Consider the following 25,788-nt stretch of genomic DNA (forward strand, 5'->3'; position numbering starts at 1 on the left):
GAGCAATTCCCGTGTTCAATATCCTCGAGCGCCCGACCTTCACACGCCCCGTCAAAGTCCAGGTTCCGGATGGCGAAGGCTGCACTGAGCAGACTTTTAAAGCCACTTTCAACGCCCTTGATGACGACGCCCTGGAAAACCTGTCCATGTCGGACGTTGCAGGCACCAAAGAGTTTCTGCGCCAGGCGATTGCTTCCCTGGACGAACTGGCGGGCGAAGGCGGCCACCCCCTGCCCTATAGCGAAGAGGTGCGCGAGGCGGTGCTCAAGCTGCCCTACGCCCGGATCGCCCTGATGGGGGCTTACAGCATCGGCATGAACGGCCTGCTGCCGGGAAACTGATCTGGGCCGGGCGGGCGTGGGTGAAAGGCAAGCTCTTCAGCTCTCCGGCCGCCCGGCACCAGGACGAAGAAGACGCTGCGGCCCTGGGCATCCCCAAAGAACTGATGGCTGCCGAGCGGCCCGGCCAGCAGCAAATGGAAGGGGTCTGGCCGCAGAACGTGCAAGCGGTGGAGGCCTTCCTGGACGCCGCCACACAGTTCAACCGGATCGCTCTTGCCGACGGCCGGGCCCGCATCACCGGCCTGAACTACTCCGGCGCCCAGTCAGCCTGGGCACTCAGCGGAACCGAAATGACCCCGGACCTGTTTGCCAAGGTCCAGATGATTGAAAGCGGCGTTCTGGCCGAAACCAACGGAACCTGACCATGCCCTTTGTGCTCTCCGGTAAAGTCCTGATGGATGCCTCCCAAGGCAAACAGGAACTGCGGGAGCTTCAGGCCGTCAAGAACGCCACCGGGAAGTCCGCCGAGGTTCTTAGCCTGGCAGAAGCCAAGGCTGCGCGGGAAGTAAAGGCACTCGGGGCGGCCTCCGGAACGGCAGCAGGCCAGGCACAGGCGCTCGGTGCTGCCCAGGGCGGCATGACGAACAATGTTGTCCAACTTGGGCGGGCACACCAGCTTTCGGCGGGCCAGGTCGGCAACCTCACCGCCCAATTCAACGACATTGGCGTCATGCTGGCAGCAGGTCAGAACCCGCTTCAGCTCGCAATTCAGCAGGGCACCCAAATCACCCAGGTGTTCGGCACCTCAGGCGCCGCAAACGCAGTAAGCATGGTGCGCCAGGCACTGGCCCGCATGATCAGCCCGCTGAACTTGATCACGATTGGCGGGATTGCTGCAGGCGCCGCCATGATCCAGTGGATGACCGGCTCCGCTGAAGCGGCCGAGACGCTGGAAGACCGCATCGAGGCGGCCGGGGACGCCATTGAGGCGTTCCACGACAAGTCCCAAAAGACCCGCCTCAGCGTCGCTGACATGGTCGACGAGTTCGGCTCTGCTTCACCGGCTCTGCGCCTGGTCCTGGCTGATATGGCGGCGCTGGCCCAGCTCGACGCCCAGAAGGCGATTGACGAAACCGCGGCGAGCGTCCGGAACCTGGTGCTGGATCTTTCCTTCTTCGATGACAGGTCTTCGCGGTCGGCGGCGCAGGATTTTCTCGGCCTTGGTTCCATCGGTTCGGCCGCCCGTGAGACCGGGGATATTTTCGTCCGGAACCTGGAACTCCTCAACAGCAGCGAAGAGCCGGCCAAACGGTTGGCCGCGGCGCTGGATGTGCGGGAGATGCTCCTTGAGGCGGCTGGCGGCCTGGACGGGCTGAACAGCAGTCAGCGGGAGTTCTACAACGGGCTGTCGGCGGTCATCCGGGACCTGGAAGTCTTTGCCGGACGCATCCAGGCACCCTGGCAGGAGTTGCAGTCCACCGGCAGCGAGCTGTGGCAGAACCTCCGGACCGAGGCCAAGGCCTATCTGGACGAGCGGGTGAAGATTGAAACCGCCGCGCGCAACACCATTGCCCAGCTTCAGACAGAAGCCGCGCTGCAGGAAGCCATCGCAACCCACGGCGAAGGCAGTGTCCAGGCCGCGGAGCTGCGCCTAGAGGCCGAGCGCCGCGCCTATCAGCAGCAAGTGGACGCCCAGGAGATTTCCGAGGAGCTGAAGGCCGAGCTGATGGCCGCCTGGGATGCCGCCAACGGTGTGGCCGATGCGGACATGGCGGGCAATATCACCCTGGCGGCCGATGAGGCCCACCGCCTCAAAACCAACCTGCTGGAAGCCCAGGGCAAAGAAATCCTGGGCCGCATCCGCGCCAACCCTGATTTCAACGACCCGCGCGGAGAAGGCGCCGGAGCCGGGAACTCAGATTACGTTTACCGCGACCAGGGCCTGCCAAGCGTGGACCTGCCGCCAAACCCCCGGAAGTCCCGCCGGGGCGGCAGCCAAACGGACGCCGAGCGCAAGGCAATAGAACGGCTGATCGCGCGCGAGCGGGAGCGTCTGGACATTCTGAAGGAAACCGACCCGGTCATGCAGGAGATGATCCGGCACCGGGAGGTTTTGAAGGATGCAACCGACGCCGAGCGCAAAGCCGTTGAGGCAATCATCCGGGAACGCCTGGAAGAGCAGAAGGCGCTAGATCAAACCAAAGAAGCCGCCGACTGGCTGAAGGCGACCGGTCAGGACCTGGGCGAAGCTCTGACGTCTGAGGGCGACAACGCGAAAGCGGCCTGGGACCGGGTCAGGGAGGCGATTGCCCTGGCGGCGGCCGAGGCCGTTTTGTTCGGGAAAGGCCCCCTGGCGGGCATTCTTGGCAGCGGCGGCGGCATATTTGGCAACGGTAGCAGCTCGGGCGGTGGCGCCGACCCATTCGGTGAATTTCTTTCGGGGCTCCTTGGATTTGCCGACGGCCGGGTTCCAACCACGATGGTTTACGGCGACGGCGGCAACCGGGATGACAAGGTTCTGTCTTGGCTTTCCGCTGGCGAAGCTGTCATGAACGGCAAAGCCACCCGCCGCTACCGGCCGATCCTTCAGGCGATGAACGACGGGGTGGAAATTCCGGGGTTCGCAGGCGGGTTTGTCCCTGCCGAAACCCCGGGCACAGCCGCCTTAAATACCGCCAGTACGCTGGGGCCGCGGATTGTCACCTTGCGCATTCTGCCGTCTTCGATGTTCGAAGCCGTGGTTGATCAGCGCGCCTCGGACATCGGCATCGAGCTGATCCAGGACTACGACCGGGGGCCAGCCCGCGCCACGGTGAAAAACACTCTTGAAGATCCATACAAGGTTTGAACATGGCACTGACCTGGCCCCTCACACGCAGCAAGTTTTTCAGTACGCTGCCCATCAAACACTTCACTTCCCGCCCGGCGGCGGCCAGCACCATTTCCGAAACCTATGGCGGGGAAGTTATCAAACATGCCCAGGGCAGCCGCCTGTGGACCGGCCGCATTGTCCTGGACATGGACCACCATAACGCCATTGCGGCAGTCGAAGCCTGCCTGTCCCTCCTTGACGAACCCGGCGCCTCCTTCCGGCTGTCAGACCCGCGCCAGCTCTACCCGATTGCTGATCCGCAAAAGCTGATCCTGGGTAGCGCGGTGCCCGTCATTAACAGCCTGAAAGGGAACAACCGGGAACTGAGCCTTTCGGGCCTGCCTCAGAACTATGAGATCAGCCGCGGCGACCTTCTGGGCTTCACATATGGTTCCAGCCCGACCCGCTACGCCTACCACCGGGTTGTGACCGGCGCCGTGGCGTCCGGGGCCGGGATTGCCGCCGACATCGAGGTGACCCCGTTTATCCGGCCCGGCGCTGCGCCTGGCACCGAAGTCACGCTGGGCGACCCGGTGCTGAAAGCCATCCTCACCACCTCCGACTACGGAGCAGGCCGCGGGAAGGTGACCGAGGGCGGATCATTCTCCTGGCTGCAGACGCTGAGGTAACAATGAGCTATTCCGCAGAAGCCCAACTGCAGCTTGAAGAACGCCGCGGCACGCATGCCCAGGTGCTTCTCTGGTTTCAGGCCCGGAGCCGGACAACAGGCGCACCGGAAACCCTTGGGTTCTGGACCGGCGACGATCACCGCGAATTCCTGATCGACGGCGGGATCCGCACCTACTACGGCGCGGGCAGCGTTATCGACGTGCCGCCGGTCATCGCGTCGCCAGGGTTCCAGGTGCGCCAGTTCAGAGTCAAACTGCCACCGATGCTGGATGAGGTGAAACAGCTCCTGCAGGAGTTTGAGCCGCGCCATGCAGAGGTGCAGATCCATTCCGCCGTCTTCGACATTGACACCGGCAACCTGATGCCGCCCCCGGTCCGCCGGTTTAAAGGGGTTTTAAACCAGGCCCCGGAGGAGCTGGGCGCCAAAGACCAGCCCAGCCATACCCAGCTTGTCCTGGTCTCCCCTGCCCGCAAGCTGACACAGGGCCTGCCCCTCAAACGCTCCGACGCCGAACTGCGCCGCCGCAACCCCAATGACCGCGGCCGGGAATACCTCACAGCCGGGGAATGGGCGACGAGATGGGGCGGCTGATGCAGAACCGGGCCGAATGTCTTCTGGACTACTTGAGCGGCATCCGGGCCAGCTACCGCGTGCTGCGCCCGTCCCGCCTGGATTGCGCGTTCTTCATTGCAGGCTGGGTGGAACGCTGTACCGGCACAGACCTGGCCAGCGCTTGGCGCGGGCAATACAGCAGCCTGGAAGAAGGCCGGGCCAAGCTGCAGGCGGCCGGATATCAGGATCTGGACGCCCTGGCTGCAGCCCATCTGCAGGAGGTTCCGGACTGGCGGTCCTCCCAGCTTGGCGACGTCGCCGCGCTCCGCGAAGACGGCCGCATTGCGCTGGGGATCATCGGCGGGCCGCAGATCCATGTCCTGGGCCTCACGGAACTTGACTACACCCGCCTTGACCGGGCCGAGAGGGTGTTCCGGCCATGAACCTGCTTAGCTATGCCCTGCTGTTTCTGCTGATCCTGAGCCAGCCTGCAAATGCTGCCGCTGTAGGTGCATTTATAGCCGCCGCCGGTGCCGCCTTCAAAGCTGCTGTCACCATCAAGGCAATCACCGCTCTGGCCCTGCGGACGCTGATTTCCACAGGTATTTCCAAGCTGGTCCAGAGGTTCAAGCAGCGCAAACAGCGCAGCCCCGGCATTCAAACCCCGGCGACAACCTCAGGCGGCACGGACCCCCAGGGAACCGTGCTCGGCCGGTTCGCCACTTCGGGCCACTTGGACTACCAGAACAGCTACGGGCCAAACCTGTCCACCCTGACCTATGTGGTGGAGGTGGGCGATCTGCCGGGCGCCAATCTGCGCCGCCTGATCATCGACGGGGAATACACGGAAATCAGCACCGTCTGGGATCCGCTGTATGGGTATTCGCTCCTGAGCAAAGCCATCGACGGCCACAACCGCGCCTGGATCCGCTTTTATGACGGCACCCAAACCGGCGCGGACAGCCGACTGGTGGAAATCTTCGGCGAAGATCCTGAGCGACCCTGGACCAATGACCACATTCTGACCGGTATTCCTTATGCCGTCCTGACCTTCGAGGCCCACCAGGAGACCTTTCCGAACGGCCGCCCCGAGGTGCGTTTCGAACTCGACGGGCCCAGCCTCTATGACCCCCGCCAGGACGGCACGGCCGGGGGCAACGGCGCCCAACGCTGGAGCGATCCGGCCACCTGGCAGCCTACCGAGAACCTGATGGTCATCGCCTATAACGTCATGCGGGGGCTGACGTTGCCCTGCGGCAGCGTCTGGGGCGGCGGTTTTCCGGCCGAAGACCTGCCCTATACCGAATGGGCTGCCGCAATGGACGCCTGCGACCTCGGCGTCGGCAACGGCAACCGGCCCCAGTTTCGCGGCGGTATGGAAGTCCGCTTTGAAGAGGCACCTGTTGATTTCCTGGAGGAAGTCTTTGCCGCGGCAAATGCCGAGATCCTTGAGCTGGGCGGCTACTGGTATCCGCTGGTCGGTTCCGTGGACACAATCGCGGCCGACCTGAGCGAAGGCGACTTGCTGGTCTCTGAAGGCTGGCAGCACGACCCTTTCCCCGGCCTCGAAAACACCTTCAATGCGGTCACCATCACCCACACCTCTCCGAATGCGCTGTGGAATGCGGCCGCGCCGATCACGTTGACAAAGCCGGACTGGGAGGCGGAAGACGGCGGCGAGCGGGTTTTCGACCTGAACCTGCCGATGGTCTTCAACGCCCAGCAGGCCCGCCAGCTCGGCAATGCGCTGCTGAAGGAGAACCGCCGTTTCCGGACCCACCGGCTGCCGCTGCCGCCAGAATATTCCAATCTGCGCCCGCTTCTGAAAACCCGGTTCACGTCAGACTGGTACGGCTACGACAACAAGACCTTCACCATCACCGAAATGGCCTTTGACCTGCTCACGCTGAATGTGTCGGTCAGCCTGCGCGAGTGGGACCACAACGACTTTGACCCCGATCTGACGCTGGAAATCCCCGATACCGTGCAGGTCACCGGGCCGGTTTCCATTGAGGATGCCGGGGTGCCAGGCTTTGGCGTGACCGGCGTAGCAATCAAGGACGTCCATGGCGTGGTCCGGAGCGCGGGCATCCGCGCAGAGTGGCACCCTGCTTTGGCCAATACCACGGACGGGGTATCGTTTCAGGCCCGGGTGAAGGACGGCGACGATGAGCGCTTCAGCGCCAGCACGGGCGACGTAGAGCTTGGCTCGTTCCGTCTGGAGCCGATGCGGGGCGGTACCGAATACGAGGTGCGAGCCCGGGCTCTCGCCAGAACCAGGAGCACCACTTGGACTGCCTGGCTGCCTGTCACCACGCCCGTGTTCCAGGTCCAGCCGGATGATCTTTCCGAGGAAATCACCGATATCATCGACGGCGCCCAGGACGCCGCCGATGCTGCGGCGGCCGATGCCACAACCGCGCTGGAGGACGCCGCCGCCGCCCGGGCAGATATCAATGGGCTTCTGAACGGTTATTCCGGCGCCACGCTGCAGCAAAGCCTGGATGATATCCGCACCAGGAACGAGGCGGATATTGCCCCGATAGGCGGGTCTGTGCTGCGCCCGCCAGCGGCTTTGTGGACGCTCAAGGGCACCTCCTCGGCTTCCGGGCTGACCAAGCCCGCCGTCACCGCCAGCGACGGGGTCTTCCTGTCCGATGACCCTGACTTTGGCGAGTGCTGGGAATTCGCATCCAACGCCAACCCCGTGCTTGGGCCGGCCTTTCCCGCGGACTTCAAGGCCGGGCGGGTCTACAAGGTTTCGGTGCTGGCAAAATGCGTGGATGACGGCACCAGCGGCGGCGCCCGGGTCTCGATCAGCGGGACCACCCAGAGGGGCGTCAGCATGCTGCAGAGCAATATCCAGCTGACGGTTGCCGACCCGCTGGCGGTTGCTGACGGCGTGCAGGAGTTCACGGTCTATTTCTCCACGGATCAGGCGGCGCTGGACAGCTACGGTCTGACGTCCTCCGACTATAAGGTGGTTGATCCGGTCAGTAGCGCCGGAGCCAACAAAATCTATTTCCATGTGCGCCAGAACCGGGGCCAGGCGCATAACGGCATCCTGCGGATCGGCTCGATCTACATCACCGACGTTACCGAAGCTTTGGCGGGCGTGAATGCGCTCCGGACAGCGCTGAAGGCAACCACTGACGCGCTCGCCGCCACCCTGGAAGACATCAAGGCCGTGGCGATTGACGAACTCGCCGGAACCGCATTGGCCACCCTGTTTTCCCAGTTGCAAGTGAACGCAAACGGCACCTCGGCCAAGGTCACCGAGTTCCAAGCGGCAAAGGCGGATCTGGACGGTTTCGCCCAGGCCTTTGCTGGTCTGACCGCGGAAACCAACGACGGCAATATCGCAGGGCTGCGGCTCACCAGCTTCAGCAACCCCGATGGCAGCGGCGGCGGCCTGGTGGAGCTGCTGGGCGCAGTTATCGCCGAGCAGTCGCTGGCCACCAACCGGCTGCTGATCGGCATCGGCAAGAACCGCCTGGAGAACCCTGATTTCACCCAGGGCCTGGTTGGCGCCGACCCTTTCACCAATAACGCGATTGGCTCCACCGGAACTGTCAGCGTCCGCAAGGACGGCTCTTATTCCACAACGTTCTACCCGACACTGAGGCTGCAAACCCTCATCGGCTCGATTTCCGCCGATGGCAATGTCGGAGTCGGGTTCAAGCCAGTTGAGAATGACGGAACTCCGGGCATCGGCTATCCGGTTGAAGCGGGCGCCTACTATGAGTTCTCCGCTGCGCTATCCATCCGCCGTGCCCGCGTCAGCATGCGGATCTACTGGTACAAGGAAGACGGAACCAAGACCGATGAAATCGGCAGCGGTTACCGGGAAGTTGCGGATGAAACCCAGGCAACGTCGCCCGGTGACCAGCCGCCGCAGACCTGGACACGGTACGGCGATGTAAAGAAAGCGCCGGATGATGCTGCCTATGCGGTTCCCGATATTCGCCTTATCGAGACCGCAAATGACAACGGCGTGCAGGACATCCATATCTTCCAACCGATGTTTGCAGAGGCCGCCGAGGGCGCGGCCCTGTCGCCCTATTCTCCCGGCACCAACACCTATATCGACGGCGGGCGGCTGGTCGCGAACAGTATCACCGCAGCAAAAGGTGTGATTGCAGAGCTTGCTGTCGGCCGCCTGAACCTGGCCACGGGCGCCGTGACCGAGCTGGTGCGCCTGTCTGCCACCGATAGCACTTCGGTTGCCTACGGATCCGGCACCCGTTCCACTGCAACACACAATATGAACGTCGAGTTTGCGGCCAACGGGACAGCCAACATGCATAAAGTCAGCAGTGCAACGCTGACCTACAACGTGCCTTCTTCGAACCCGCCCGAAAAGCTGCTGATCCAACCATCTGTCCGCATGGGCATGTCGTTCTGGGATTGGGCGAATGGGTCTATCCGCGCCTACAACATGGTGGCCGGGATCAAGGTCAAAGTCGAGAATTCGGAAGCATTGGGGTGGCTGGTACCATCCAACAACTATTCCTTCTACAAAACCCACGCCATGAGCATGCCACTGATGTATGACCGCCCGGACGTACTTTTGGAACTCGGGACCGATTACAGCGCTGGCGACACAATCAAGTTTGAAGTCTTCATTTACCGGGGCGATTTGAGCGGCTCCTTCCAGTTTGGCTTCGATATGCGCGAGCACACGGTTGATATTCTGGAGTTCTACAAATGATTGCCGGTACAGACACAGGCGCCCCCGTAAGCCGGGGTCTCTACAATGTGGTGGCTTATGACGGCGGGACCGGCGAGATCCTTCAATGTGCCTTGATGCGCCCGCACAGGGTCCAAGGATTTGCCTTTCCCGGTGAGGTCCTGTTTCTGCTTCAGCCGCGAGAGGTGAAGCCTGAAGCGGAGATGGTGGACCCGCAGACCCTTGCTCTGGTGCCGCGCCCCAAAAGCGGGCTGGAAGGCCAAGAAGGGGCAGCGCCCCTGGCGGTGGACCTCGCCTGGTGCCCGTCCGGCGCGCATCTAATCCTGCAGAATGAGGACGGCGAAACCATGGTGGCCGATCTTCCGCTGACGGATGAGCTGATCCTGACCGACCCCGGCCGGTATGCCGTGACCCTGCGCGGCGCCTTCCCCTTTCAGGACTTCATTGGAGAAATAAAGGTGACAGATGCCTGAATTCGGACAGAACCAGGAGCGGATCCGCGAGCGGCTGGTACAAGCCATTCACGCCGAGCGCGACCGCCGCATCAGCGCTGGTTTTACATTTCTGGGACACCGGTTCGACTTCGACCCGGACAGTGTAACCAACATCACTGGAGCCGGTGCCAGTGCAGGCGTGGCAATGGCTTTGGGCGCAGCGGCCGGAAACCTGAGGTGGGCAGATCCGGAGGCTGACTTTGTCTGGCTGAGCAAGAACAACGCTTACGTCCCGATGGACGCGCCCACTTGCTTTGCCTTCAGCCAGGCCGCCCTGGCACATAAGCAGGCCCATATTTTCGCGGCACGGCGCCTCAAGGATGCCGAGCCGTTGGCCAGCGACTTCACTGATGACAGCCATTGGCCCGTTAAAAACGAATCAATATGACTTGCACAATCAAAGGGTGATTCTTACTTTGATAGGACGAAGACCACCCAGCCCTCAGCGCAAATTTGAAATGCCCCCTAGAGCGCTGGATTCCGAGAGAAAACCAACCACAAGGATGTTTCGATGAAGACTGCATTCATTTGCAAGGCCGCCACGATTCTGAAGTCTCGCTTCTGCCCTTCCTGTCCACGCCTCGCAGGATCAGGAAAGGACAGTTTGGAACCCGCCCGCGGAGTACGATCACCCCTACAAGGGCCATTTAACCCTGTTTCAAGTGCCGCAAAAACAGGTCGTGAAACTGTGCAAACAGCTCCTTGAGAACAACGGTTCTGATCTGAAGGTGACGCGAAAGCAGAGGGGGTGCGCCTGGCAAGTCCCCGGTTCCTGTGTCGTCGTCACCATTGACAGAGAGTACCGCGGCACCCAGCCGGAGGACGTTGTGCGGCACATGAACGGGATCTGCAACGGTTGGAATTCTGCCGCCCGCCCGGAGTGAACCAGCAGCCTCCACGCCCTTTTTACCCCCTTAACCAACAGGAGAAGACTATGGCCAGGGAACAAGACCCCGTTGACGTCCCCAAGGGCGCCTGGATTGAGCTGACCAACGACGACGTCACCCAGATCAGCTTTCAGGTGCTCGAGGGTGAAATCGAACTCCGGCGCGACGGCACGGATACACCCGGCGCCAACGCCAGGGGCTGGATCTATCCGGGCGGCGCCGGGCGGGAACAGCTTGATCTGTCCAAGATCAGCGTCGGCTCCGGAAGCCGCGTATGGGCAAAGGGCCGCCGCGGCCCCAAATCAACTGTTCTGGTGGATCATGCGTAATCCTTTCAGAAACTTCGCTCTGGCCTCGCCCTTCGGGGGAACCGAAAGCGCAAGCCTGCCTGCAGTTCAGCCTATCGTCATAAGCGGCGCGTCTAACTCCATAGGGGGCGACGATAGTGAAGGTGCCACGCTTGACGCAGTGCAGGATGAGGACAACCGCATTCATTTCCTCTATCCCGCTGATGGCAGTATCGGCCTGATCGATGTGGGCACCGGCATTCCCCGGCCGGGCGGCCTGAACACGCAAAGCACCACGCCCGCCATCAATTTCGCAAAGCACCTGGCTGATCAAAACCCAGCGCTCTCTTATGTGGTCGTTCCTACCGCAGTCGGCGGGCGGGGTATTTACAACGGGGCGGATGCCACCCCCGGCTCCGGCCCCTGGGATCCTGACGGCACGGGCGCCGCCTGGGATATTGGCGGCACTGCGCCGCAGACAGAGGTTTCCGGCGCCCTGTACAAGGCCCACACCTCCGGCAATTGGAAAACCGCACTGGAGACTGCGGCGGCGGCCAGCTTCCAAGGCCAAGCTATCATGCCGCCAATCTTCTTTGGGCATCCCTGCAACGAAAACGACACAGGCGGCGCGTGGTCAGATCTGACTGACAAGGCAAAGCGCTGCATTGAGGATATCCGGGCAGCTTGGGGGGCGCCGAGTGCCCCGTGGGTGTTGTATGGCGGCCCGCCAGAGTGGACGTACCAGGGTGCAGTATCGCGGGAAAAGATCGTGGCGGTGAACCAGTACCTGGCGCAGATCCTGCCGGGCGTGGTCTTTGTCGAGGGTCAGGAGGGCAACCAGCACCCGGCAGAGGGCATTCACAACAACAACGCAGGTTACCGGCTTCTCGGAACAAAATGCGGCCCGGCAGTCGCCAAGGCCAAGGCGCAGGAATTGGCGCCGCATGAGTGGGTGGACTGGATCGACGGCCTCACCAATCAGCCGCAGCGCGCCTTTGGCTTCTATCGCTGGCGCTCGGGATATCCCGGCAACGCCTTCAAGCTCCACAATGGCAGCACGGAAACCGATATTGGCTTTGATGCTGATGGCTACCCGGATATTGCAGCGATTGAGGCGCACGCGGGCAGCGGGGATGCCTATGTCACTGCTTTCTATGACCAGATGGGCAGCGGGGCTGAAATGGTGCCGGAGGGCACGGGCCAGGCGCTGCTTGTGTCCAGCGGCGATATTCTCACCCAGGGCAAGCGCCTGGCCTGGGGCGATGACAGCAACAGCATTCTGCTAAAGGACACCAGCTATACGACGCTGGCAGCCGGTGCGCTGCTTGCCGTGGGCCGCATCAATGACGCGGGCAACCCCGTGATGCTGGCAGGTGCGCAGAACACGTTGGCGGTATTCGCGGAGGGCGGGAACCTCGGCTATGCGCCAGGGTCGGCCACGGAATACAACCTCGGCACGCCGCAAGAGTATGAACCCTACTGGCTGAGCACCGGCAGCGGCCACAACCTCTTTGCTAACTTCGTGGACAGCTCCGGCCTCTATGTGGATGGGGTAGCGCAGCGGCAAGGTTCTGCCAACGCCTTCACCTATGGCGGCACCGGACTGGCCTGGGGGGGCCGCATAGGGCAGACGAACCGCTATTCCAACGGCTCGCACACCGGGGCGTTTGCCTGGGATGTTGCGCCGACTGGCGCGGATCTGGCCGCGGTTCATGCGTGGGCCAAGGCGATTTCGCGAGTGGACATCCTGGACGAATAGAACCTGCTTTGCAGAAAAAAGAATGCCCCGGTGATTGCCGGGGCTTTTGTCGTTTCGGGGTCTTGGTTTCTATGTGGCTACTTCGATGGGTCGAAGTAAACCTGCGCTTCTAGGATTTCATCGATTACTCGGGCCTTCCACACTCTACCAAGTTGAGCATCTAGATCCCCCTTTGGAGAAAGACGGCCAGAGTAGATTCCCAAGAAGTCATTACTTATGCCACCGGCCATTTGAAAGAGACCGTTCGCCAAATAGCCTTCGCTCTTGTGGGAGATCACAGGTGCTCCCGACATACCTTTATTGCCTGCGGTATCTACAAGCATCAATGGTTTATCTTCAAAGTCGAGGTGGGGCTCGGAGGCGATACTTCCACGTTTCCAAATCGGCAAATCAACTACATTAACACCGAGAGGGTATCCGAGTATGAAAACGTCGTCGGCTACCTGGGGTATGAAGCCATAATTTCCAGTTTCATTGATAAAGGTGAACTGAGCCTGATCTTCTGGGTTGGGCATGGGTATCTCAAGTGCCACGACATCAATCTGTGGCCCAGAAGGGTGTTGGAGCCAATCGCTAGATTGATCCAGCTTCCACCAAAGCGTCATATCTGTCGAAACTACTGCATCTTTCTCTTGGAGGTAGAAATTCGCTCTTATGCGGTTGGGTTCCGCAAGAGTTTTGCTAAGGTGCTCTCCTGTCTCTGGGTTTTTTCCCGAAACGTTGTGCCAGTTAGTAATCAGATAGCAGCGCTCGCCTTTGCTCCAGAAAAAACCAGTGCCACTAGAAAGGTAGGTCTCGTCGAAGTACATCTTCAACTGACAAGCTGCGGAGGAAATTCTTCTAATTCCATGCATGTGCAAGATCTCAAATTAGGTTTTGTTTATTTGGTTTCTTTTGCGTGTTTTGGACAACCTGTTAGAGCTACGCGTCCAGCCTTTTCAGCGCACCCGCTGCCGCCTTGTAGGTGTGGTGCCCGTGTTCCTGGTGCATCTTCTCCATCCGCTTCCAGCGCTCAATCGCCCGCTCGTCACTGATGTCTTAATAGTGCCCGCAGGCGCACTCGATTTGGATCACCAGCATGCCCGCCGGATAGATGGAATTTGGGATGCTGGCAATGAGTACCGGGGCCATTGGTTTTGGCCAAATTCATGGGCAGCGGCACCATGGGCGTCTCCGCCCTCAATTCTGCCCGTCCTTTCTATGGCTGTGAGCTGGTGCCGGAGATCTACCGGACAGCGCATGAGCGGCTAGCGGCCTGTGCTGGACGGAACAAGGCCATGGTCAATGCCTAGGCTCCCCTGCTCCGGCACCTTCAAAAACCGTGCAAATCCCGTTTAAGGAGCCTTTAAAACCCTCTGCCGCCCGGCGCTTTTTAACGGTTCGGGCGGCGGAACTTGGCAATTTGCAACGGGAAGTGTCCCGCGCTGCAATCCGAAGTGTCCCAAAATCCGGCGGTGCACGGGCTGGCAGAACCCCGGTTTTGTGCTTGAAAATCAGGGAAATTCAAAAAATGAGTTGCTGCAACGGGAAGTGTCCCGCACTGAAACGGGAAGTGTCCCGCTACAACCCGCTACAGACATACAAAGAGCGGCTCCGCCCCCCTCTCCCTGTTGCCGCGCAGAAAATGTGAAAAAGATTTACATGAAGGCTTGAAAGCACCTGCCCGGGTTCCGATATGCAGTCATGTGAAAGAGATTTACATTCACCCGCAACCAGGAGGACCCCGATGACGAGTTTCACCCAAACCGCCCCCCACACCCCGGTACAGGGCTGGTTTTCCCGCAGCGAAGCCTGGCTGGACAGCAAAGGCAAAGGCGCCTGGATCGCCGCAATGGTCCTGGGGTTCGTGTTCTTCTGGCCGGTTGGCCTCGCCCTTCTTTTCTACATGATCTGGAGCAAACGCATGTTCAGCAAATCCTGCCGCAGCCACAAACGCAAAGCCTGGGCGCATCACGGATTCTCGGCAATGAATCCGTCGGGCAACAGCGCCTTTGACGCCTACAAAGCCGACACCCTGCGCCGCCTGGAACAGGAACAGCATGACTTCGAGGCCTTCCTGCAGCGGCTGCGCGAAGCCAAGGACAAGGCGGAATTCGACGAATTCATGGACGAGCGCGCCCGTGCGGCGGCCTCCGGCGAAGATCCGGAGGATGATCAGGACGGCGGCGAACCCAAGCGCCACTGACCCCTGCGCCTCCGGCTGCCCCGCCCCTCCGTCCGGGCGGGGCTTCCCTCATTCTCTTCAGCAAAGGACCCCGTTCATGACCGCCCTGCCCGATCCTGACTACCAGGCGGAATTCTATGCCTCCGTGCCGGCCAAGCGGCTGGTGGCCTGGATCATCGACAGTGCCCTGATCTTTGGCCTCAGCGCCGGTGCCGTGGTGCTGACCGCCTTCACCGGCCTCCTGATCTGGCCGTTGCTGTATCTGGCGGTGGGATTTGCCTACCGGACGGTGACGATTGCAAACGGCTCCGCCACCTGGGGCATGCGCTTCGCCGGGATCGAGCTGCGCGACGGATCCGGCCGGCGCCTGGACAGCGGCCTGGCGGCGCTGCACACCGCGGGTTACACACTGTCGCTGGCGCTGCCGGTCCTGCAGGTGATCTCCGTCATCCTGATGCTAACCTCATCGCGCGGCCAGGGGCTGACCGACCATTTCCTCGGCACCGTGATGCTGAACCGGCGGGCCTGAGACTGCCCCCGCCTTGCCCCGGTGCGGGGCAAGGCCCTGTTAATCCATTTCCAATAACGCCACTTGGCGCACCGCTGCGGCGGCGCTATCATCATCCGGTAACCGCCACCCGTTTGCCTGTTCCGCGAAACTGCCGAAGAGTTCTGATGCGCCATACCCTTCCGATTGCACCGCAGTTTTATGTGACCGCGCCGCAGCCCTGCCCCTATCTGGCCGACCGGATGGAGCGGAAACTGTTCACCGCGCTGCAGGGCGACGGGGTGGAGCAGCTGAACAACAGCCTCAGCCAGCAGGGGTTCCGGCGCTCGCAGAATGTGCTGTACCGGCCGTCCTGCTCGGAATGCTCGGCCTGCCTCTCGGCGCGGATCGACGTCTCCGCCTTCACCCCCACCCGCAGTCAGAAACGCACCCTGAAACGCAACGCCCATCTGGAGCGGCGGGCGACCTCGCCCTGGGCGACCGAAGATCAGTTTGCCCTGTTCCGCAGCTATCTGGACAGCCGCCATGCCGATGGCGGCATGGCCGATATGGATGTGTTCGAATACGCCGCCATGATCGAGGAAACCCCGGTGCGCAGCCGGGTGGTGGAATATGCCGAACCCGGCTCCAGCGGCCTGACAGCGGTATCGCTCACCGACGTGCTGGAAGACGGGCTCAGCATGGTCTATTCCTTCTATGCCCCGGACCAGCCGCAAAACTCGCTCGGCACTTTCATGATCCTCGACCACATCCAGATCGCACGCGAAGCCGGACTGCCCTATGTTTACTTGGGCTATTGGGTCCCGGGCAGCGCCAAAATGGGCTACAAGGCCAAGTTCTCAGGCCTCGAGATCTATCACCAAAGCGCGTGGAAGCGGATGACCGATCCGTCGGAGTTCGAGACCGCCAGCCATCCGCTGTCGACCGACCCGATTGCCGAGCAGGTCGCCAATATCCAGCTGCCCGAGCAGCCTATTCACCGCCAGCGCTGATGCAGTACCTGCACGCTGTGTCCCTGGTGGTGCCGGACTACGATGCCGCCATCGCCTTCTACTGCACCCGGCTCGGCTGGCAGCTGGCTGAGGACATTGACCAGGGCCGCAAACGCTGGGTGCGCATCCTGCCGCCCGGCGCGGATCAGGGCAGCCTGATCCTGGCCCGCGCCGAAGGGCCGGACCAGCAGGCAGCCATCGGCAACCAGTTCGGCGGCCGCGTCGGGCTGTTCCTTGCCACTGATGATTTTGCCCGCGACCACGCCGCCATGCTGGCCCAGGGCGTCACCTTCGAAGAGGAGCCCCGCTGCGAGCCCTACGGCACCGTCGCCGTCTGGCGTGACCCTTTCGGCAATCGCTGGGACCTGATCCAATTCGCCTGAGCGGCCGCTTCTTTCTGGTTGAAAATACTCCGGGGTGAATGCGCCAAGGGCGCAGAGGGGCAGCGCCCCTCCCCCGCGGCAAAAGCAAAGGGGCCCGCCAGGGCCCCTTTTCCGTTTGCATCCCCTGATCCCGGTCAGTTCGGGATCAGCGCCGGCACGATGGTCACGATCGCCGGGAACATCCACAGGATGCCGATACCCACCACCTGGATCAGCACAAAGGGCACGATCCCGCGGTAGATATGGCCGGTGGTCACCTCCTTCGGAGCGACCCCGCGCAAGTAGAACAGCGCAAAGCCGAAGGGCGGTGTCAGGAAGGAGGTCTGCAGGTTCACCGCCACCATGATGGTCACCCATTTCGGATCAAACGAGCCGCCATAGATCACCGGTCCCACAATCGGGATCACGATGTAGATGATCTCCAGGAAGTCCAGCACGAAGCCCAGGATGAACAGCACGATCATCACGATGATGAACACCGTCATCTCGTTGTCGAAGCTCTTCAGGAACTGCTGGATATAGTGCTCGCCGCCAAAGGAGATCACCACCAGGTTCAAGAGCTGCGAGCCGATCAGGATGGTGAAGACCATCGAGGTCACCTTAGCGGTTTCCCGCACAACCGGGGTCAGCACACCCGACTTGAACAGCACCCAGCAGCCGTAAAGCAGGCCGAACAGCGCAAACAGGTAAGTGGCATAAGCGGCAAAGAAGGCGATCCAGCTCTCGACGCTCACCCCGCCCTGGTTCACCCGCAGGTCGAAGTTCATGCCGATCAGGATGCACAGCATGACGGCGAAGGTGGACCAGATGATGAGCTTGCCCGATTTGCCTTCGTCCTGCAGCTTGCGGTAGGCCGCCAGCATAATGGCACCGCCTGCCCCCAGCGCCGCGGCGGGCGTCGGGTTGGTGATGCCGCCCAGGATCGAGCCCAGCACCGCAACGATCAAGACCAGCGGCGGGAACACCACCCGGATCAGATCGTTCCTGGCGCAGCGCGCTGCCGCCTCGCGGCAGCCCCACAGCGCCAGCAGCACCGGCAGCGCGATCCACAGCACGGTGGCACCGGAGGAAGTGGTCGGCGCAATCGCCACCAGATCCACCAAGGCAATGAGCAGGATGCCGATGGAGCCCAGGATCAGCGGTTTGGCATCGCGCGACGGCGCCACACCGCGGCCGAAGGCCAGCACCAGGCCCAGCAGAACCATGATCACGGTGATGCCTGTGCCGATGGGTGCTGCGGCAGCGATCTTGGCGTCACGGGCTGCAACGATCTCTTCCTCGCTCAGCTTCTGGGCCAGGGTCACACCGCCTGCGGCGTCAATGGCGTCCTGTTCCGCCACCGCGGCGTCCCAGGCGTCCTGCCCGTGCAGGTCGATCATCGAGGCCTTGCACTCGGCACCGACATTGGTGCGCAGGGATGCGGTTTCTCCAGCGTCCGAGAAGGCCGAGACGGTGATGTTCTGGCTGCCGATCACATTGAAGCTCGACAAGAGCACCGCGCCGCCGATCAGCGCAGCCGGCACGCCCAGGAACCAGATCAGGCCTTCGTTGCGGGTGATCACCTCGCCGGTGCCGCCTTCGATGGTGACGGCCGGGGCCTTATGCGGGTTCAGTAGCGCATAGCCAAAGGCATAGATCGCATAGAGCAACGCCAGCAGGATGCCCGGCAGCAGCGCCGCCTGGAACAGGGTGCCGACCGAAACCACCGCAGGTTCGCCCAGATAGGTGAGCGCGTCGGAACAGCCCGCCTCCATCGCGCGGGTTTCCTGTGCGGTGGAATAGAGGTCGCCCGCCAGAGTACCCAGAAGAACGATCACAATCGACGGCGGGATGATCTGCCCCAGGGTGCCCGAGGCGGCAATCACACCGGTCGCCAGTTCCGGCGAGTAGTTGTTGCGCAGCATTGTGGGCAGAGCCAGCAGGCCCATGGTGACCACCGTGGCGCCGACAATGCCGGTGGAGGCCGCCAGGAAGGCGCCCACAACCACAATCGACACCGCCAGGCCGCCCGGCAGCGGGCCAAAGACACGCGCCATGGTGGTCAGGAGGTCGTTGGCGATCTTGGAGCGCTCCAGGGTGATGCCCATCAGCACGAACATCAGCACCGCCAGCAGGGTTTCAATCGACGCACCCGCCAGCACCCGCTCGTTCATCCGGTTGACGATGAAGGAGATGTTGCGGTCCAGCGCCACTTCCCAGCCCTGCGCGAACACAGGTTCCGCCAGTCTTGGCAAATCCGGATACCGGAAAACCGAGACCTTGTCCGGCCGGATGCCCGAATTCAGCAGATCGCGGTAGGCCTGCGAGGAGGTATCAATCGCCTGGTGGATCAGGATGCCGGCACTGTCCAGCGCGGCGATGATCCCGAAGGAGATGATCCCGGCACCGCCGATGGCAAAGGCCACCGGGAAGCCGGAGAGGATGCCTCCGAAGAGGCAGAAGAATACGATGAGCAGGCCGATCTCGACGCCATCAAGTCCAAATAGCATGTTTCCGACGTCCCTTTAGTGCGTGCCTTCGTAGGCTTCTTCACCCTCTCCAAGGCTGTCCTTGTCGAGGTATTTGTTTTCACTGCCCTGGCCTTCGACGAACTCGAGGAACGAGCGGTAGAAGAAAGCGATGGCGTGCAGGAACACGAGGCCCGCAAACAGCACCAGCAGGATCTTGAACAGGAAGTAGGCGTTGAAGCCGTTGGGGCTGAAACCGATGGTCTCCACGTTCCAGCGCAGGGCGCGGGACTTCATCACCAGCCGGTCCAGGCTGTCCGAGGCCGAGGGTTTCGGCACGATCAGATGGCGCCACAGGAAGAACCAGCCGTACATCCACGTCAGCACCGCAGCGGGCATCATGAACAAGAGCGAGCCCACCATGTCCACGACCTTCTTGGCGCGGAAGCTGATGCCGGAATAGATCAGGTCAACGCGCACATGGCCGCCCTGCACAAAGGTGTAGGTCACACAAAGGCAGACCACCAAGGCGTTGTAAAACTTCAGTTCTTCAGCAAACCAGCTGATGTCCTGGCTGAACGGGATGCCGAAGCCGAAGCTGATGTCGGGCCGCGCAAAGACGCGCTGCATGAAGACGATGATGATCTGCTGCAGGACCATCAGAAGCCCCGCCCAGGCAAAAAAACGGCCAACGGTGTTGGCCAGCCCCTCAAGCCCGCGCACCATGCCCCACATGAAGCCGCGGAAGTATAGCCCGATGCCGGTCAGCACCAGGAAGGTGGTGAAGACGACAAAGAAGAACTCGACCGAGCCGCCATAGTAGACAAAGCGCATGACCGAGGCCTTGTCGGACCAGTCGAGCCAGAGCTGCGGGTGGGTGATGGCGTAGCCGAAATTGTAGAAGGCGCCGGCGAGGTTCTGGACCAGCCAGACAAGCCCGCCCCAGATTGCGCCAAAGAAGGTGATGCCACTCTCTTCCTGCATGTTTCCCCCGGGAAGATTGCTGCGAAGCTGCTGCGCTGGGTTGGGCACGCGGCGTCTGCCGGCCGTCCCGCGCTGTTTGCAACTGCATGTGGATCCCCCGCGTCACGCGCGGAGGATCCGATGGATGCCAAAAGGCGGATCAGCCCAGAACGCGGTCGCGCTGCGCGCGATAGGCGCCTTCGGACTTGGTCAGCCAGCCCGAGGAGGCTTTCATCGAGGTTTCGACGCTGCCGCGGATCTTTGCGAACAGCTCGTCGCCCATGAACTCATCCAGGGTTTCCTTGGTTGCGGCGCCGAAGGCATCCCAGACGCTGTCCGGGAATTCCAGGGTCTTCACGCCGCCGGACTGCAGGCGCTGCAGCGCTGCACCGTTGTTGTTCATGAACTGCGCCAGGCTCCACTGGTGGCCGGCACCGGCTGCGGTTTCGATGATCTTCTGATGCGCCGGCGACAGGCTTTCGAAGACGTCACGGTTGGTGGCAACCGACAGCGCCGCGCCCGGCTCGTGGAAGCCTGCGGTGTAGTAGGTCTTGGTGATTTCCTGGAAACCGGCCTTTTCGTCCGCCCAGGGGCCGATCCACTCGGTGCCGTCGATCGCGCCGGAGGACAGCGCCTGGTACACTTCGGAGCCCGGGATGTTCTGAACAGAAGCGCCCAGCTTGCCCAGCGCCTTGCCGCCCAGGCCCGGCATCCGGAACTTGAGGCCGTTGAAGTCTTCGGGGCCGTTGATTTCCTTGTTGAACCAGCCGCCGGCCTGCGGGCCGGTGTTGCCGCCGATGAAGGACTTCAGGCCGAAGATCTGGCCCAGCTCGTCATGCAGCGCGTGGCCTTCGCCGTGGTAGTACCAGTTCACCAGCTCCTGCGGGGTCATGCCGAAGGGCACCGCAGTGAAATAGGCATAGCCCGGGTGCTGGCTGACAAAGTAGTAGTCAGCGGCGTGGTACATGTCGGCCTGGCCCGCGGTCACGGCGTCGAACACTTCGAACGCGCCAACCAGTTCGCCTGCGGCCTTCAGGTCGATGGTCAGGTCGCCATCGGACATGGCGGTGATGGTGTCGGCAATGAACTGCGCAGAGTCATGCACGCCTGCCAGGCCGCGGCCCCAGGTGGTGACCATGGTCAGGGTGCGCTTGCCCTGGGCATAGGCCGGTGCGGCCAGGGTGCTGGCTGCTGCTGCGGTCCCGCCCAGCGCGGAAGTTCTCAAGAAAGAACGGCGATCCATAAATTACTCCTCCCATTATAAATCGGATGCCCGGGGATTTGCCCTCCGGGCGGATCGGTTCGAGTGGGGCCAGCCTAGCGGCGATGAATTTTATGTGAATACCTAGTACTGCGTAGAACGGGACGTTTTTGCCGGGTTTGCCCGCAAACATCACGCATTTCAGGCGCGAAGCGGCAAAGCGGCGCACACGCCCAGGGCGCAATCCTGCGCTGCCGCTCTGATTCTTCTGGGCGGCCGCGCCATGATTCGGTACAAGAATCTGACCAATTCCGGGACCCCGCGCATGCGCCTGCTCGACACCTTTCTGCGCCCCACCTACGCGCAGAAACTTTCGCTTCTGATGACGCTGCCGCTGATTGTGGCGGGCACCGCGATTGCCGTGCTGGTGGGCTATCAGTCGCGCGCCCTGGCGGAACGCGAGATCCAGGCGCTGGAGTTGCAGCTCTTGGAGGCCAAGAAGGCGGAGCTGCGCAACTACGTGACCCAGGCGCGCAATGGCTTTGCCCATATTTACGGCCTTGCCGCCCCGGATGATGCCGCGGCCAAGGAGCAGGTCACCCAGATCCTTGCGGCGATGATTTATGGCAAGGACGGGTTCTTCTTTGTCTACGACTACGACGGCACCAATCTGGTGAGCCCGCGGCAGACGGAATTCATCAATCGCAACTGGGCCGGACTGACGGACAGCGCCGGTGTACCGGTGGTGGATGAGTTCATCCGCCTGGCCCGCGACGGGGCCGGATGGCACAGTTTCACCTGGGAGAAGCCCTCTACCGGCGAAGAGGCGCAGATGATCGCCTATGTGCTGGGCCTGCAGGACTGGCAGTGGGCGATCGGCACCGGCGTTTTCATTGACGATGTGCTGGCCACCGTGGCGGCCTCGCGCGCCGAGGTCGAGGCACGGGTGCAGCGCACCTTCTTTTATATCGGCGGCATCACCCTGGTGTCGCTGGTGCTGGTCTTTGCCTCCGGCATGTTCCTGAACATCCGCGAGCGGCGGCTGGCCGATGCCAAGCTGAAAGAGCTGACCCAGCGGGTGTTCGACGCGCAGGAGGAGGAACGCGGCCGGGTGGCGCGCGAGCTGCATGACGGCATCAGCCAGCTCTTGGTCGGGGTGCGCTATGCGCTGGACAATACAAGGCGGAGGTTGTCGCGCGGCGACAGCGAGGCGGCGCAGGCGCCGCTGGAGAAAGGCACCGAGAACCTGCTGACGGCCATCACCGAGGTGCGGCGGATCAGCCGCGACCTGCGCCCGGGCGTGCTGGACGACCTGGGCCTGGGGCCCGCGCTGAAAGCGCTGACCGATGATTTCGCCGCCCGCACGGGCATCGAGACGGAATTCTCCACCGTGGTTTTCCGCAACCGCCTGGACCAGGACTCCAAGATTGCGCTTTACCGCATCGCGCAGGAGGCGCTGACCAACATCGAGCGGCATGCCGAGGCCACCAAGGTCAGCATCGACCTGCGCGGCCACAAGCGCGGCGCCACCATGCGGATCACCGATGACGGCCGCGGATTGCCGCCGCGTAATGCCCGCTCCGGCCCGGGAATCGGCCTGCGCAATATGCAGGAGCGGATCGAACAGCTTGACGGAACCTTACGCATTCTGTCATCACGTGGCACCCAAAGCGGCACGGTGATCGAGGCCAGCCTGCCCCTCAGCCACCTGTTGCCGCCTGGCGAAGAGGGAACGCCGGTTCAGCTGCCTTGAACGAAGGCAGCAGCGGCGCTCGGCAAAGGAAAGCTGCATTGGGGGAATGATGGCTGATCCGGTGAAAGTTCTGATCGTGGATGACCACCCGATGGTGGCCGAAGGCATCCAGTCGATCCTGGAAAGCTATGATGATATTGAGGTGGTCGGCTCGCTGACCGACGGCCAGGACGCTGTCGATCAAATGGGCACGCTGGCGCCCGATGTGGTGCTGATGGATCTGAACATGCCCAAGCTCGGCGGCCTCAGCGCCACCGAGATTATCCTGGAGCAGCACCCCGGCACCCGCATCCTGATCCTGTCGATGCATGACAGCGCCGAATATATCTCCACCGCGCTCAGCCACGGCGCCATGGGCTATGTGCTCAAGGACGTGCCCACGGATGAGATCAAACAGGCCATCGACGCTGTGATGGAAGGCCAGACCTATCTTTGCACCGGCGCGGCCGGCTCGCTGAAGCCCAAGGGCGGCGACGCCCGCGAGGCGCTTACTGGCCGGGAGCAGACGATCCTGCTGGAGCTGGCGCAGGGCAAATCCAACAAGGAAGTCGCGCAAACGCTTGATATCTCGGTCAGAACCGTCGAGACCCATCGCAAGAACATCAAGCGCAAACTGGGCATTTCCTCCACCGCCGGCCTTACCCGTTATGCGCTGGAGCATGGCGTGCTGCAGGGCACCGGCGCCGGGTTCTGATCCGCGCTGCGAGAATTTTCTTTGCGGTTTGGCCTCCCTGCCCTAGCCTCCCGGGCCAAGGAGACGCGCCATGACTTTCGCCAAGCCCCCGATCCCGCCGGAAACCCAGGCCAAGTGGCAGCGGGTGGTGGATCTGGTGGCGGAGCTGACCGATGTGCCGGCCGCGCTGATCATGGCAACGGTAGACAAGGACCACCGGGTCAAGGTTTCGAACGCGGCCGAAAACAACCCCTACTACCCGGGCCGTAAATACCATCTGAACGAAAAGCTCTATTGTTTCGGGGTCTTTGAAAACGACGGCGAGCTGGTGGTCGAGGACGCCCAATGCGAACCGCGCTGGCAGGATAATGAGGACATGGAGCACGCCATGTCCTTTTATATCGGTTATCCGATCAAATGGCCCGATGGCGAGGTCTACGGCACCATCTGCGTGCTCGACACCCGGCGCAACAAGCGCGCGCTGATGTTCCGCAAGGGTTTGCAGGAGTTCTGCCGGGTGGTCGAGGGCGATCTGGCGCTGCTGCTGGAGGTGGCCCAGCGCAAACAGGCCCAGGCTGAGCTGCGCGAGACGGTGCGCGCGCGGGAAGACACCATCAAACGCCGCACCAAGGCATTGGAGGATGCCAATACCGCGCTGCGGGTGCTGATCGACAATGTCGAGGCGTCGCGCCACGAGACCGAGCAGCAGATCGTGCAGCAGATCAAGGGCATGGTGCTGCCCTATGTCGCCAAACTGCGCCATCTGGATGCCGGCCGCGAGTTGCAGAGCGCCTACCTCATGATGGTCGAGGATAACCTCAAGAACATCACCTCAACCCTGTCCTCCAAGCTGACAGAAACGCTGGAGCAGTTGACACCTGCCGAGACCGAAATCATGCAGCTGATCATGATGGGCCGCACCACCAAGGAGATCGCCGCCACTCTGGGGCGCGAGACCAGCACCATCGACTTCCACCGCAACAACATCCGCCAGAAACTGGGCCTCAGCCGCCGCGAGAACCTGCGCCAGCACCTGATTGCGCTGAGTTCGGCGGAATAGCCGCTATTTCAGACTGTTCAGCAGCGCCTTGGACGGCTCGCTGGTGGCAGGCAGGCCACGGCTGGACTGGTAGGCGCTGATAGCGGCGCGGCTTTTTGGCCCCAGCACCCCGTCAGCGCCGCCAGTGTCGAACCCGCGGGCGGTCAGCCGCTTTTGCAGCAGGATACGGTCGTCCTTGGTCAGCCCGTATTTGTCCGGCGGGAAGCTGGCACGCAGCGGTCCGCCGCCTGCGATACGGTCGGCCAGATGGCCCACCCCGATCGCGTAAGCATCCGAATTGTTGTAGCGCTTGATGGCATTGAAGTTGCCGGTAACGATAAACACCGGCCCGCCCGGCTGCGGCTGCAGGCTGCGGCCCGGAGGGGTGCCGGGCGCCCCGGCCTCGCCGCCCCATTTCACGCCGCGGGTCCAGCCGTTTCTTTGCAGGTAGGCGGCGGTCGAGGCCAGCGCATCCGAAGGGTCTTCGGACCAGATGTCACGGCGGCCATCGCCAGTGAAATCCACCGCAAAGGCCTGGTAGGAGGTTGGAATGAACTGGGTGTGCCCCATCGCACCAGCCCAGCTGCCCGTCATCCGCGCAGGGGTAATGTCACCGTTTTGCAGGATCTTCAGCGCCGCCAGCAGCTGTTTTTCAAAAAACGCCCCACGCCGTCCGTCGTAGGCCAGTGTCGAGGTGGCCGAGATCACCGGCACATTGCCGCGGCGTTCGCCATAGAAGCTCTCCAGCCCCCAGACCGCACAGATGATTTCCGCATCAACGCCATAGGTCCGCTCCAGCGCCCGCAAGGTGGTGCCATGACGGGCAAAGGCTGCGCGGCCCTTGCTGAGGCGTTCGTCCGAGACGGCGATGGAGAGGTAATCCTCCAGTGTGCGTTTGAATTCGGTCTGGTTGCGGTCGCGTTTGACGACCCCCGGCAGGTATCCCGCACCGCGGAAAGCCGCACGCAGGGTCGCGGAGGAAATGCCCTTTGCCTCAGCGCGGGTCCGGAACGCCGCCACCCATGCGTCATAGCCTGCGTTCGGTGCGGGCCGCAGGTCTGCCGGCAGGCCGGGCGAGCCGGAACTGCCGCTTGCCGGCACCGTGCTGCTGCAGGCCGTCAGGCCCAATGCCGCGAGGCCAAATCCAAAATGCCGCCGTGTGATGCTCATGCCGCTGCCCGTTCTGGTGGTTGCTGTTCTGACCCGGTTCAT

The 25,788-nt window shown here is 62.3% G+C and carries 24 protein-coding genes; 19 read left to right on the forward strand and 5 right to left on the reverse strand.

All coding sequences use genetic code 11. From position 1 onward, the window contains the following. Positions 1-11: 11 nt before the first annotated feature. The 11 genes from ACXAEH_RS07230 (at position 12) to ACXAEH_RS07280 (ending at position 12,453) form a co-directional block, all read left to right on the forward strand. On the forward strand, positions 12-341 hold the full coding sequence (locus tag ACXAEH_RS07230; RefSeq protein ID WP_475031784.1) for a hypothetical protein: 330 nt from the start codon (positions 12-14) through the stop codon (positions 339-341). A gap of 20 nt (positions 342-361) precedes the next feature. Then, the gene (locus ACXAEH_RS07235; RefSeq protein ID WP_475031785.1) at positions 362-703 is read left to right on the forward strand and encodes a DUF1799 domain-containing protein; all 342 of its coding nucleotides are present in this window, start codon (positions 362-364) and stop codon (positions 701-703) included. 2 nt (positions 704-705) lie between these two features. After that, positions 706-3,129: a phage tail length tape measure family protein gene (locus ACXAEH_RS07240; protein ID WP_475031787.1), complete on the forward strand. Its 2,424-nt coding sequence runs from the start codon at positions 706-708 to the stop codon at positions 3,127-3,129. 2 nt (positions 3,130-3,131) lie between these two features. Continuing rightward, positions 3,132-3,782, forward strand: coding sequence for a hypothetical protein (locus ACXAEH_RS07245; protein ID WP_475031789.1), 651 nt, complete (start codon positions 3,132-3,134; stop codon positions 3,780-3,782). 2 nt (positions 3,783-3,784) lie between these two features. Then, positions 3,785-4,375 carry a hypothetical protein gene (locus tag ACXAEH_RS07250; protein WP_475031790.1) on the forward strand — a complete coding sequence of 197 codons (591 nt, stop codon included), beginning with the start codon at positions 3,785-3,787 and terminating at the stop codon, positions 4,373-4,375. Further along, entirely contained in the window at positions 4,351-4,779 is a 429-nt protein-coding gene (locus ACXAEH_RS07255) for a DUF6950 family protein (protein WP_475031791.1), read from the forward strand. The genes ACXAEH_RS07250 and ACXAEH_RS07255 overlap by 25 nt, the downstream gene beginning before the upstream one ends. Next, complete coding sequence (locus tag ACXAEH_RS07260; protein WP_475031792.1) at positions 4,776-9,047, forward strand: phage tail protein; 4,272 nt, start codon at positions 4,776-4,778, stop codon at positions 9,045-9,047. The genes ACXAEH_RS07255 and ACXAEH_RS07260 overlap by 4 nt, the downstream gene beginning before the upstream one ends. Then, positions 9,044-9,499, forward strand: coding sequence for a hypothetical protein (locus tag ACXAEH_RS07265; RefSeq protein WP_475031793.1), 456 nt, complete (start codon positions 9,044-9,046; stop codon positions 9,497-9,499). The genes ACXAEH_RS07260 and ACXAEH_RS07265 overlap by 4 nt, the downstream gene beginning before the upstream one ends. Further along, positions 9,492-9,908, forward strand: coding sequence for a DUF4376 domain-containing protein (locus tag ACXAEH_RS07270; RefSeq protein ID WP_475031794.1), 417 nt, complete (start codon positions 9,492-9,494; stop codon positions 9,906-9,908). Before ACXAEH_RS07265 ends, ACXAEH_RS07270 begins: the two co-directional genes overlap by 8 nt. A 546-nt stretch (positions 9,909-10,454) precedes the next feature. Then, positions 10,455-10,736 carry a hypothetical protein gene (locus ACXAEH_RS07275; protein ID WP_475031795.1) on the forward strand — a complete coding sequence of 94 codons (282 nt, stop codon included), beginning with the start codon at positions 10,455-10,457 and terminating at the stop codon, positions 10,734-10,736. Further along, positions 10,729-12,453 carry a hypothetical protein gene (locus ACXAEH_RS07280; RefSeq protein WP_475031796.1) on the forward strand — a complete coding sequence of 575 codons (1,725 nt, stop codon included), beginning with the start codon at positions 10,729-10,731 and terminating at the stop codon, positions 12,451-12,453. Before ACXAEH_RS07275 ends, ACXAEH_RS07280 begins: the two co-directional genes overlap by 8 nt. A 77-nt stretch (positions 12,454-12,530) precedes the next feature. Here the strand turns inward: ACXAEH_RS07280 and ACXAEH_RS07285 are convergent, their stop codons facing one another. Beyond that, complete coding sequence (locus tag ACXAEH_RS07285) at positions 12,531-13,262, reverse strand: S1 family peptidase (RefSeq protein ID WP_475031797.1); 732 nt, start codon at positions 13,260-13,262, stop codon at positions 12,531-12,533. Between the two features lie 327 nt (positions 13,263-13,589). Between ACXAEH_RS07285 and ACXAEH_RS07290 the strand changes: the two genes are divergently transcribed. From ACXAEH_RS07290 to ACXAEH_RS07310, 5 genes are all read left to right on the forward strand, one after another. After that, positions 13,590-13,745 carry a hypothetical protein gene (locus ACXAEH_RS07290; protein ID WP_475031798.1) on the forward strand — a complete coding sequence of 52 codons (156 nt, stop codon included), beginning with the start codon at positions 13,590-13,592 and terminating at the stop codon, positions 13,743-13,745. A 434-nt stretch (positions 13,746-14,179) separates the two neighbouring features. After that, a complete protein-coding gene (locus ACXAEH_RS07295; RefSeq protein WP_475031799.1) occupies positions 14,180-14,638 on the forward strand; it encodes a DUF2852 domain-containing protein in 459 nt (152 codons plus the stop codon). A 76-nt stretch (positions 14,639-14,714) separates the two neighbouring features. After that, a complete protein-coding gene (locus ACXAEH_RS07300) occupies positions 14,715-15,146 on the forward strand; it encodes an RDD family protein (RefSeq protein ID WP_475031800.1) in 432 nt (143 codons plus the stop codon). 146 nt (positions 15,147-15,292) lie between these two features. After that, positions 15,293-16,117, forward strand: a complete 825-nt coding sequence (locus ACXAEH_RS07305) for an arginyltransferase (RefSeq protein WP_475031801.1) — start codon at positions 15,293-15,295, stop codon at positions 16,115-16,117. Next, positions 16,117-16,500: a VOC family protein gene (locus ACXAEH_RS07310; protein WP_475031802.1), complete on the forward strand. Its 384-nt coding sequence runs from the start codon at positions 16,117-16,119 to the stop codon at positions 16,498-16,500. Before ACXAEH_RS07305 ends, ACXAEH_RS07310 begins: the two co-directional genes overlap by 1 nt. 134 nt (positions 16,501-16,634) lie before the next feature. Here ACXAEH_RS07310 and ACXAEH_RS07315 read toward each other — a convergent pair whose 3' ends face one another. The 3 genes from ACXAEH_RS07315 to ACXAEH_RS07325 form a co-directional block, all read right to left on the reverse strand. Beyond that, positions 16,635-18,989 carry a TRAP transporter large permease gene (locus tag ACXAEH_RS07315; protein ID WP_475031803.1) on the reverse strand — a complete coding sequence of 785 codons (2,355 nt, stop codon included), beginning with the start codon at positions 18,987-18,989 and terminating at the stop codon, positions 16,635-16,637. Positions 18,990-19,004: 15 nt separating this feature from the next. Continuing rightward, positions 19,005-19,931: a TRAP transporter small permease subunit gene (locus tag ACXAEH_RS07320; protein WP_475031804.1), complete on the reverse strand. Its 927-nt coding sequence runs from the start codon at positions 19,929-19,931 to the stop codon at positions 19,005-19,007. A gap of 139 nt (positions 19,932-20,070) precedes the next feature. After that, positions 20,071-21,153: a TRAP transporter substrate-binding protein gene (locus ACXAEH_RS07325; protein ID WP_475031805.1), complete on the reverse strand. Its 1,083-nt coding sequence runs from the start codon at positions 21,151-21,153 to the stop codon at positions 20,071-20,073. A gap of 283 nt (positions 21,154-21,436) precedes the next feature. Between ACXAEH_RS07325 and ACXAEH_RS07330 the strand changes: the two genes are divergently transcribed. From ACXAEH_RS07330 to ACXAEH_RS07340, 3 genes are all read left to right on the forward strand, one after another. Further along, positions 21,437-22,864, forward strand: a complete 1,428-nt coding sequence (locus tag ACXAEH_RS07330; protein ID WP_475031806.1) for a cache domain-containing protein — start codon at positions 21,437-21,439, stop codon at positions 22,862-22,864. Positions 22,865-22,913: 49 nt separating this feature from the next. Further along, positions 22,914-23,558 carry a response regulator transcription factor gene (locus ACXAEH_RS07335; protein ID WP_475031807.1) on the forward strand — a complete coding sequence of 215 codons (645 nt, stop codon included), beginning with the start codon at positions 22,914-22,916 and terminating at the stop codon, positions 23,556-23,558. A 70-nt stretch (positions 23,559-23,628) separates the two neighbouring features. After that, complete coding sequence (locus tag ACXAEH_RS07340) at positions 23,629-24,597, forward strand: LuxR C-terminal-related transcriptional regulator (RefSeq protein WP_475031808.1); 969 nt, start codon at positions 23,629-23,631, stop codon at positions 24,595-24,597. A 3-nt stretch (positions 24,598-24,600) separates the two neighbouring features. Here the strand turns inward: ACXAEH_RS07340 and ACXAEH_RS07345 are convergent, their stop codons facing one another. Next, positions 24,601-25,746: a lytic murein transglycosylase gene (locus ACXAEH_RS07345; RefSeq protein ID WP_475031809.1), complete on the reverse strand. Its 1,146-nt coding sequence runs from the start codon at positions 25,744-25,746 to the stop codon at positions 24,601-24,603. Positions 25,747-25,788 lie beyond the last annotated feature (42 nt).

The organism is Leisingera sp. ABM4_060, assembly GCF_056158765.1.

Excerpts from the sequence above, each read along its gene's own strand:
- ACXAEH_RS07260 (WP_475031792.1), top strand. The coding sequence starts at position 4,776 with ATGAACCTGCTTAGCTATGCCCTGCTGTTTCTGCTGATCCTGAGCCAG.
- ACXAEH_RS07280 (WP_475031796.1), top strand. The coding sequence starts at position 10,729 with ATGCGTAATCCTTTCAGAAACTTCGCTCTGGCCTCGCCCTTCGGGGGA.
- ACXAEH_RS07285 (WP_475031797.1), bottom strand. The coding sequence starts at position 13,262 with ATGTACTTCGACGAGACCTACCTTTCTAGTGGCACTGGTTTTTTCTGG.
- ACXAEH_RS07310 (WP_475031802.1), top strand. The coding sequence starts at position 16,117 with ATGCAGTACCTGCACGCTGTGTCCCTGGTGGTGCCGGACTACGATGCC.
- ACXAEH_RS07275 (WP_475031795.1), top strand. The coding sequence starts at position 10,455 with ATGGCCAGGGAACAAGACCCCGTTGACGTCCCCAAGGGCGCCTGGATT.
- ACXAEH_RS07255 (WP_475031791.1), top strand. The coding sequence starts at position 4,351 with ATGGGCGACGAGATGGGGCGGCTGATGCAGAACCGGGCCGAATGTCTT.
- ACXAEH_RS07265 (WP_475031793.1), top strand. The coding sequence starts at position 9,044 with ATGATTGCCGGTACAGACACAGGCGCCCCCGTAAGCCGGGGTCTCTAC.
- ACXAEH_RS07245 (WP_475031789.1), top strand. The coding sequence starts at position 3,132 with ATGGCACTGACCTGGCCCCTCACACGCAGCAAGTTTTTCAGTACGCTG.
- ACXAEH_RS07345 (WP_475031809.1), bottom strand. The coding sequence starts at position 25,746 with ATGAGCATCACACGGCGGCATTTTGGATTTGGCCTCGCGGCATTGGGC.
- ACXAEH_RS07320 (WP_475031804.1), bottom strand. The coding sequence starts at position 19,931 with ATGCAGGAAGAGAGTGGCATCACCTTCTTTGGCGCAATCTGGGGCGGG.
- ACXAEH_RS07340 (WP_475031808.1), top strand. The coding sequence starts at position 23,629 with ATGACTTTCGCCAAGCCCCCGATCCCGCCGGAAACCCAGGCCAAGTGG.
- ACXAEH_RS07240 (WP_475031787.1), top strand. The coding sequence starts at position 706 with ATGCCCTTTGTGCTCTCCGGTAAAGTCCTGATGGATGCCTCCCAAGGC.
- ACXAEH_RS07250 (WP_475031790.1), top strand. The coding sequence starts at position 3,785 with ATGAGCTATTCCGCAGAAGCCCAACTGCAGCTTGAAGAACGCCGCGGC.
- ACXAEH_RS07300 (WP_475031800.1), top strand. The coding sequence starts at position 14,715 with ATGACCGCCCTGCCCGATCCTGACTACCAGGCGGAATTCTATGCCTCC.
- ACXAEH_RS07305 (WP_475031801.1), top strand. The coding sequence starts at position 15,293 with ATGCGCCATACCCTTCCGATTGCACCGCAGTTTTATGTGACCGCGCCG.
- ACXAEH_RS07335 (WP_475031807.1), top strand. The coding sequence starts at position 22,914 with ATGGCTGATCCGGTGAAAGTTCTGATCGTGGATGACCACCCGATGGTG.
- ACXAEH_RS07330 (WP_475031806.1), top strand. The coding sequence starts at position 21,437 with ATGCGCCTGCTCGACACCTTTCTGCGCCCCACCTACGCGCAGAAACTT.
- ACXAEH_RS07315 (WP_475031803.1), bottom strand. The coding sequence starts at position 18,989 with ATGCTATTTGGACTTGATGGCGTCGAGATCGGCCTGCTCATCGTATTC.
- ACXAEH_RS07270 (WP_475031794.1), top strand. The coding sequence starts at position 9,492 with ATGCCTGAATTCGGACAGAACCAGGAGCGGATCCGCGAGCGGCTGGTA.
- ACXAEH_RS07325 (WP_475031805.1), bottom strand. The coding sequence starts at position 21,153 with ATGGATCGCCGTTCTTTCTTGAGAACTTCCGCGCTGGGCGGGACCGCA.
- ACXAEH_RS07295 (WP_475031799.1), top strand. The coding sequence starts at position 14,180 with ATGACGAGTTTCACCCAAACCGCCCCCCACACCCCGGTACAGGGCTGG.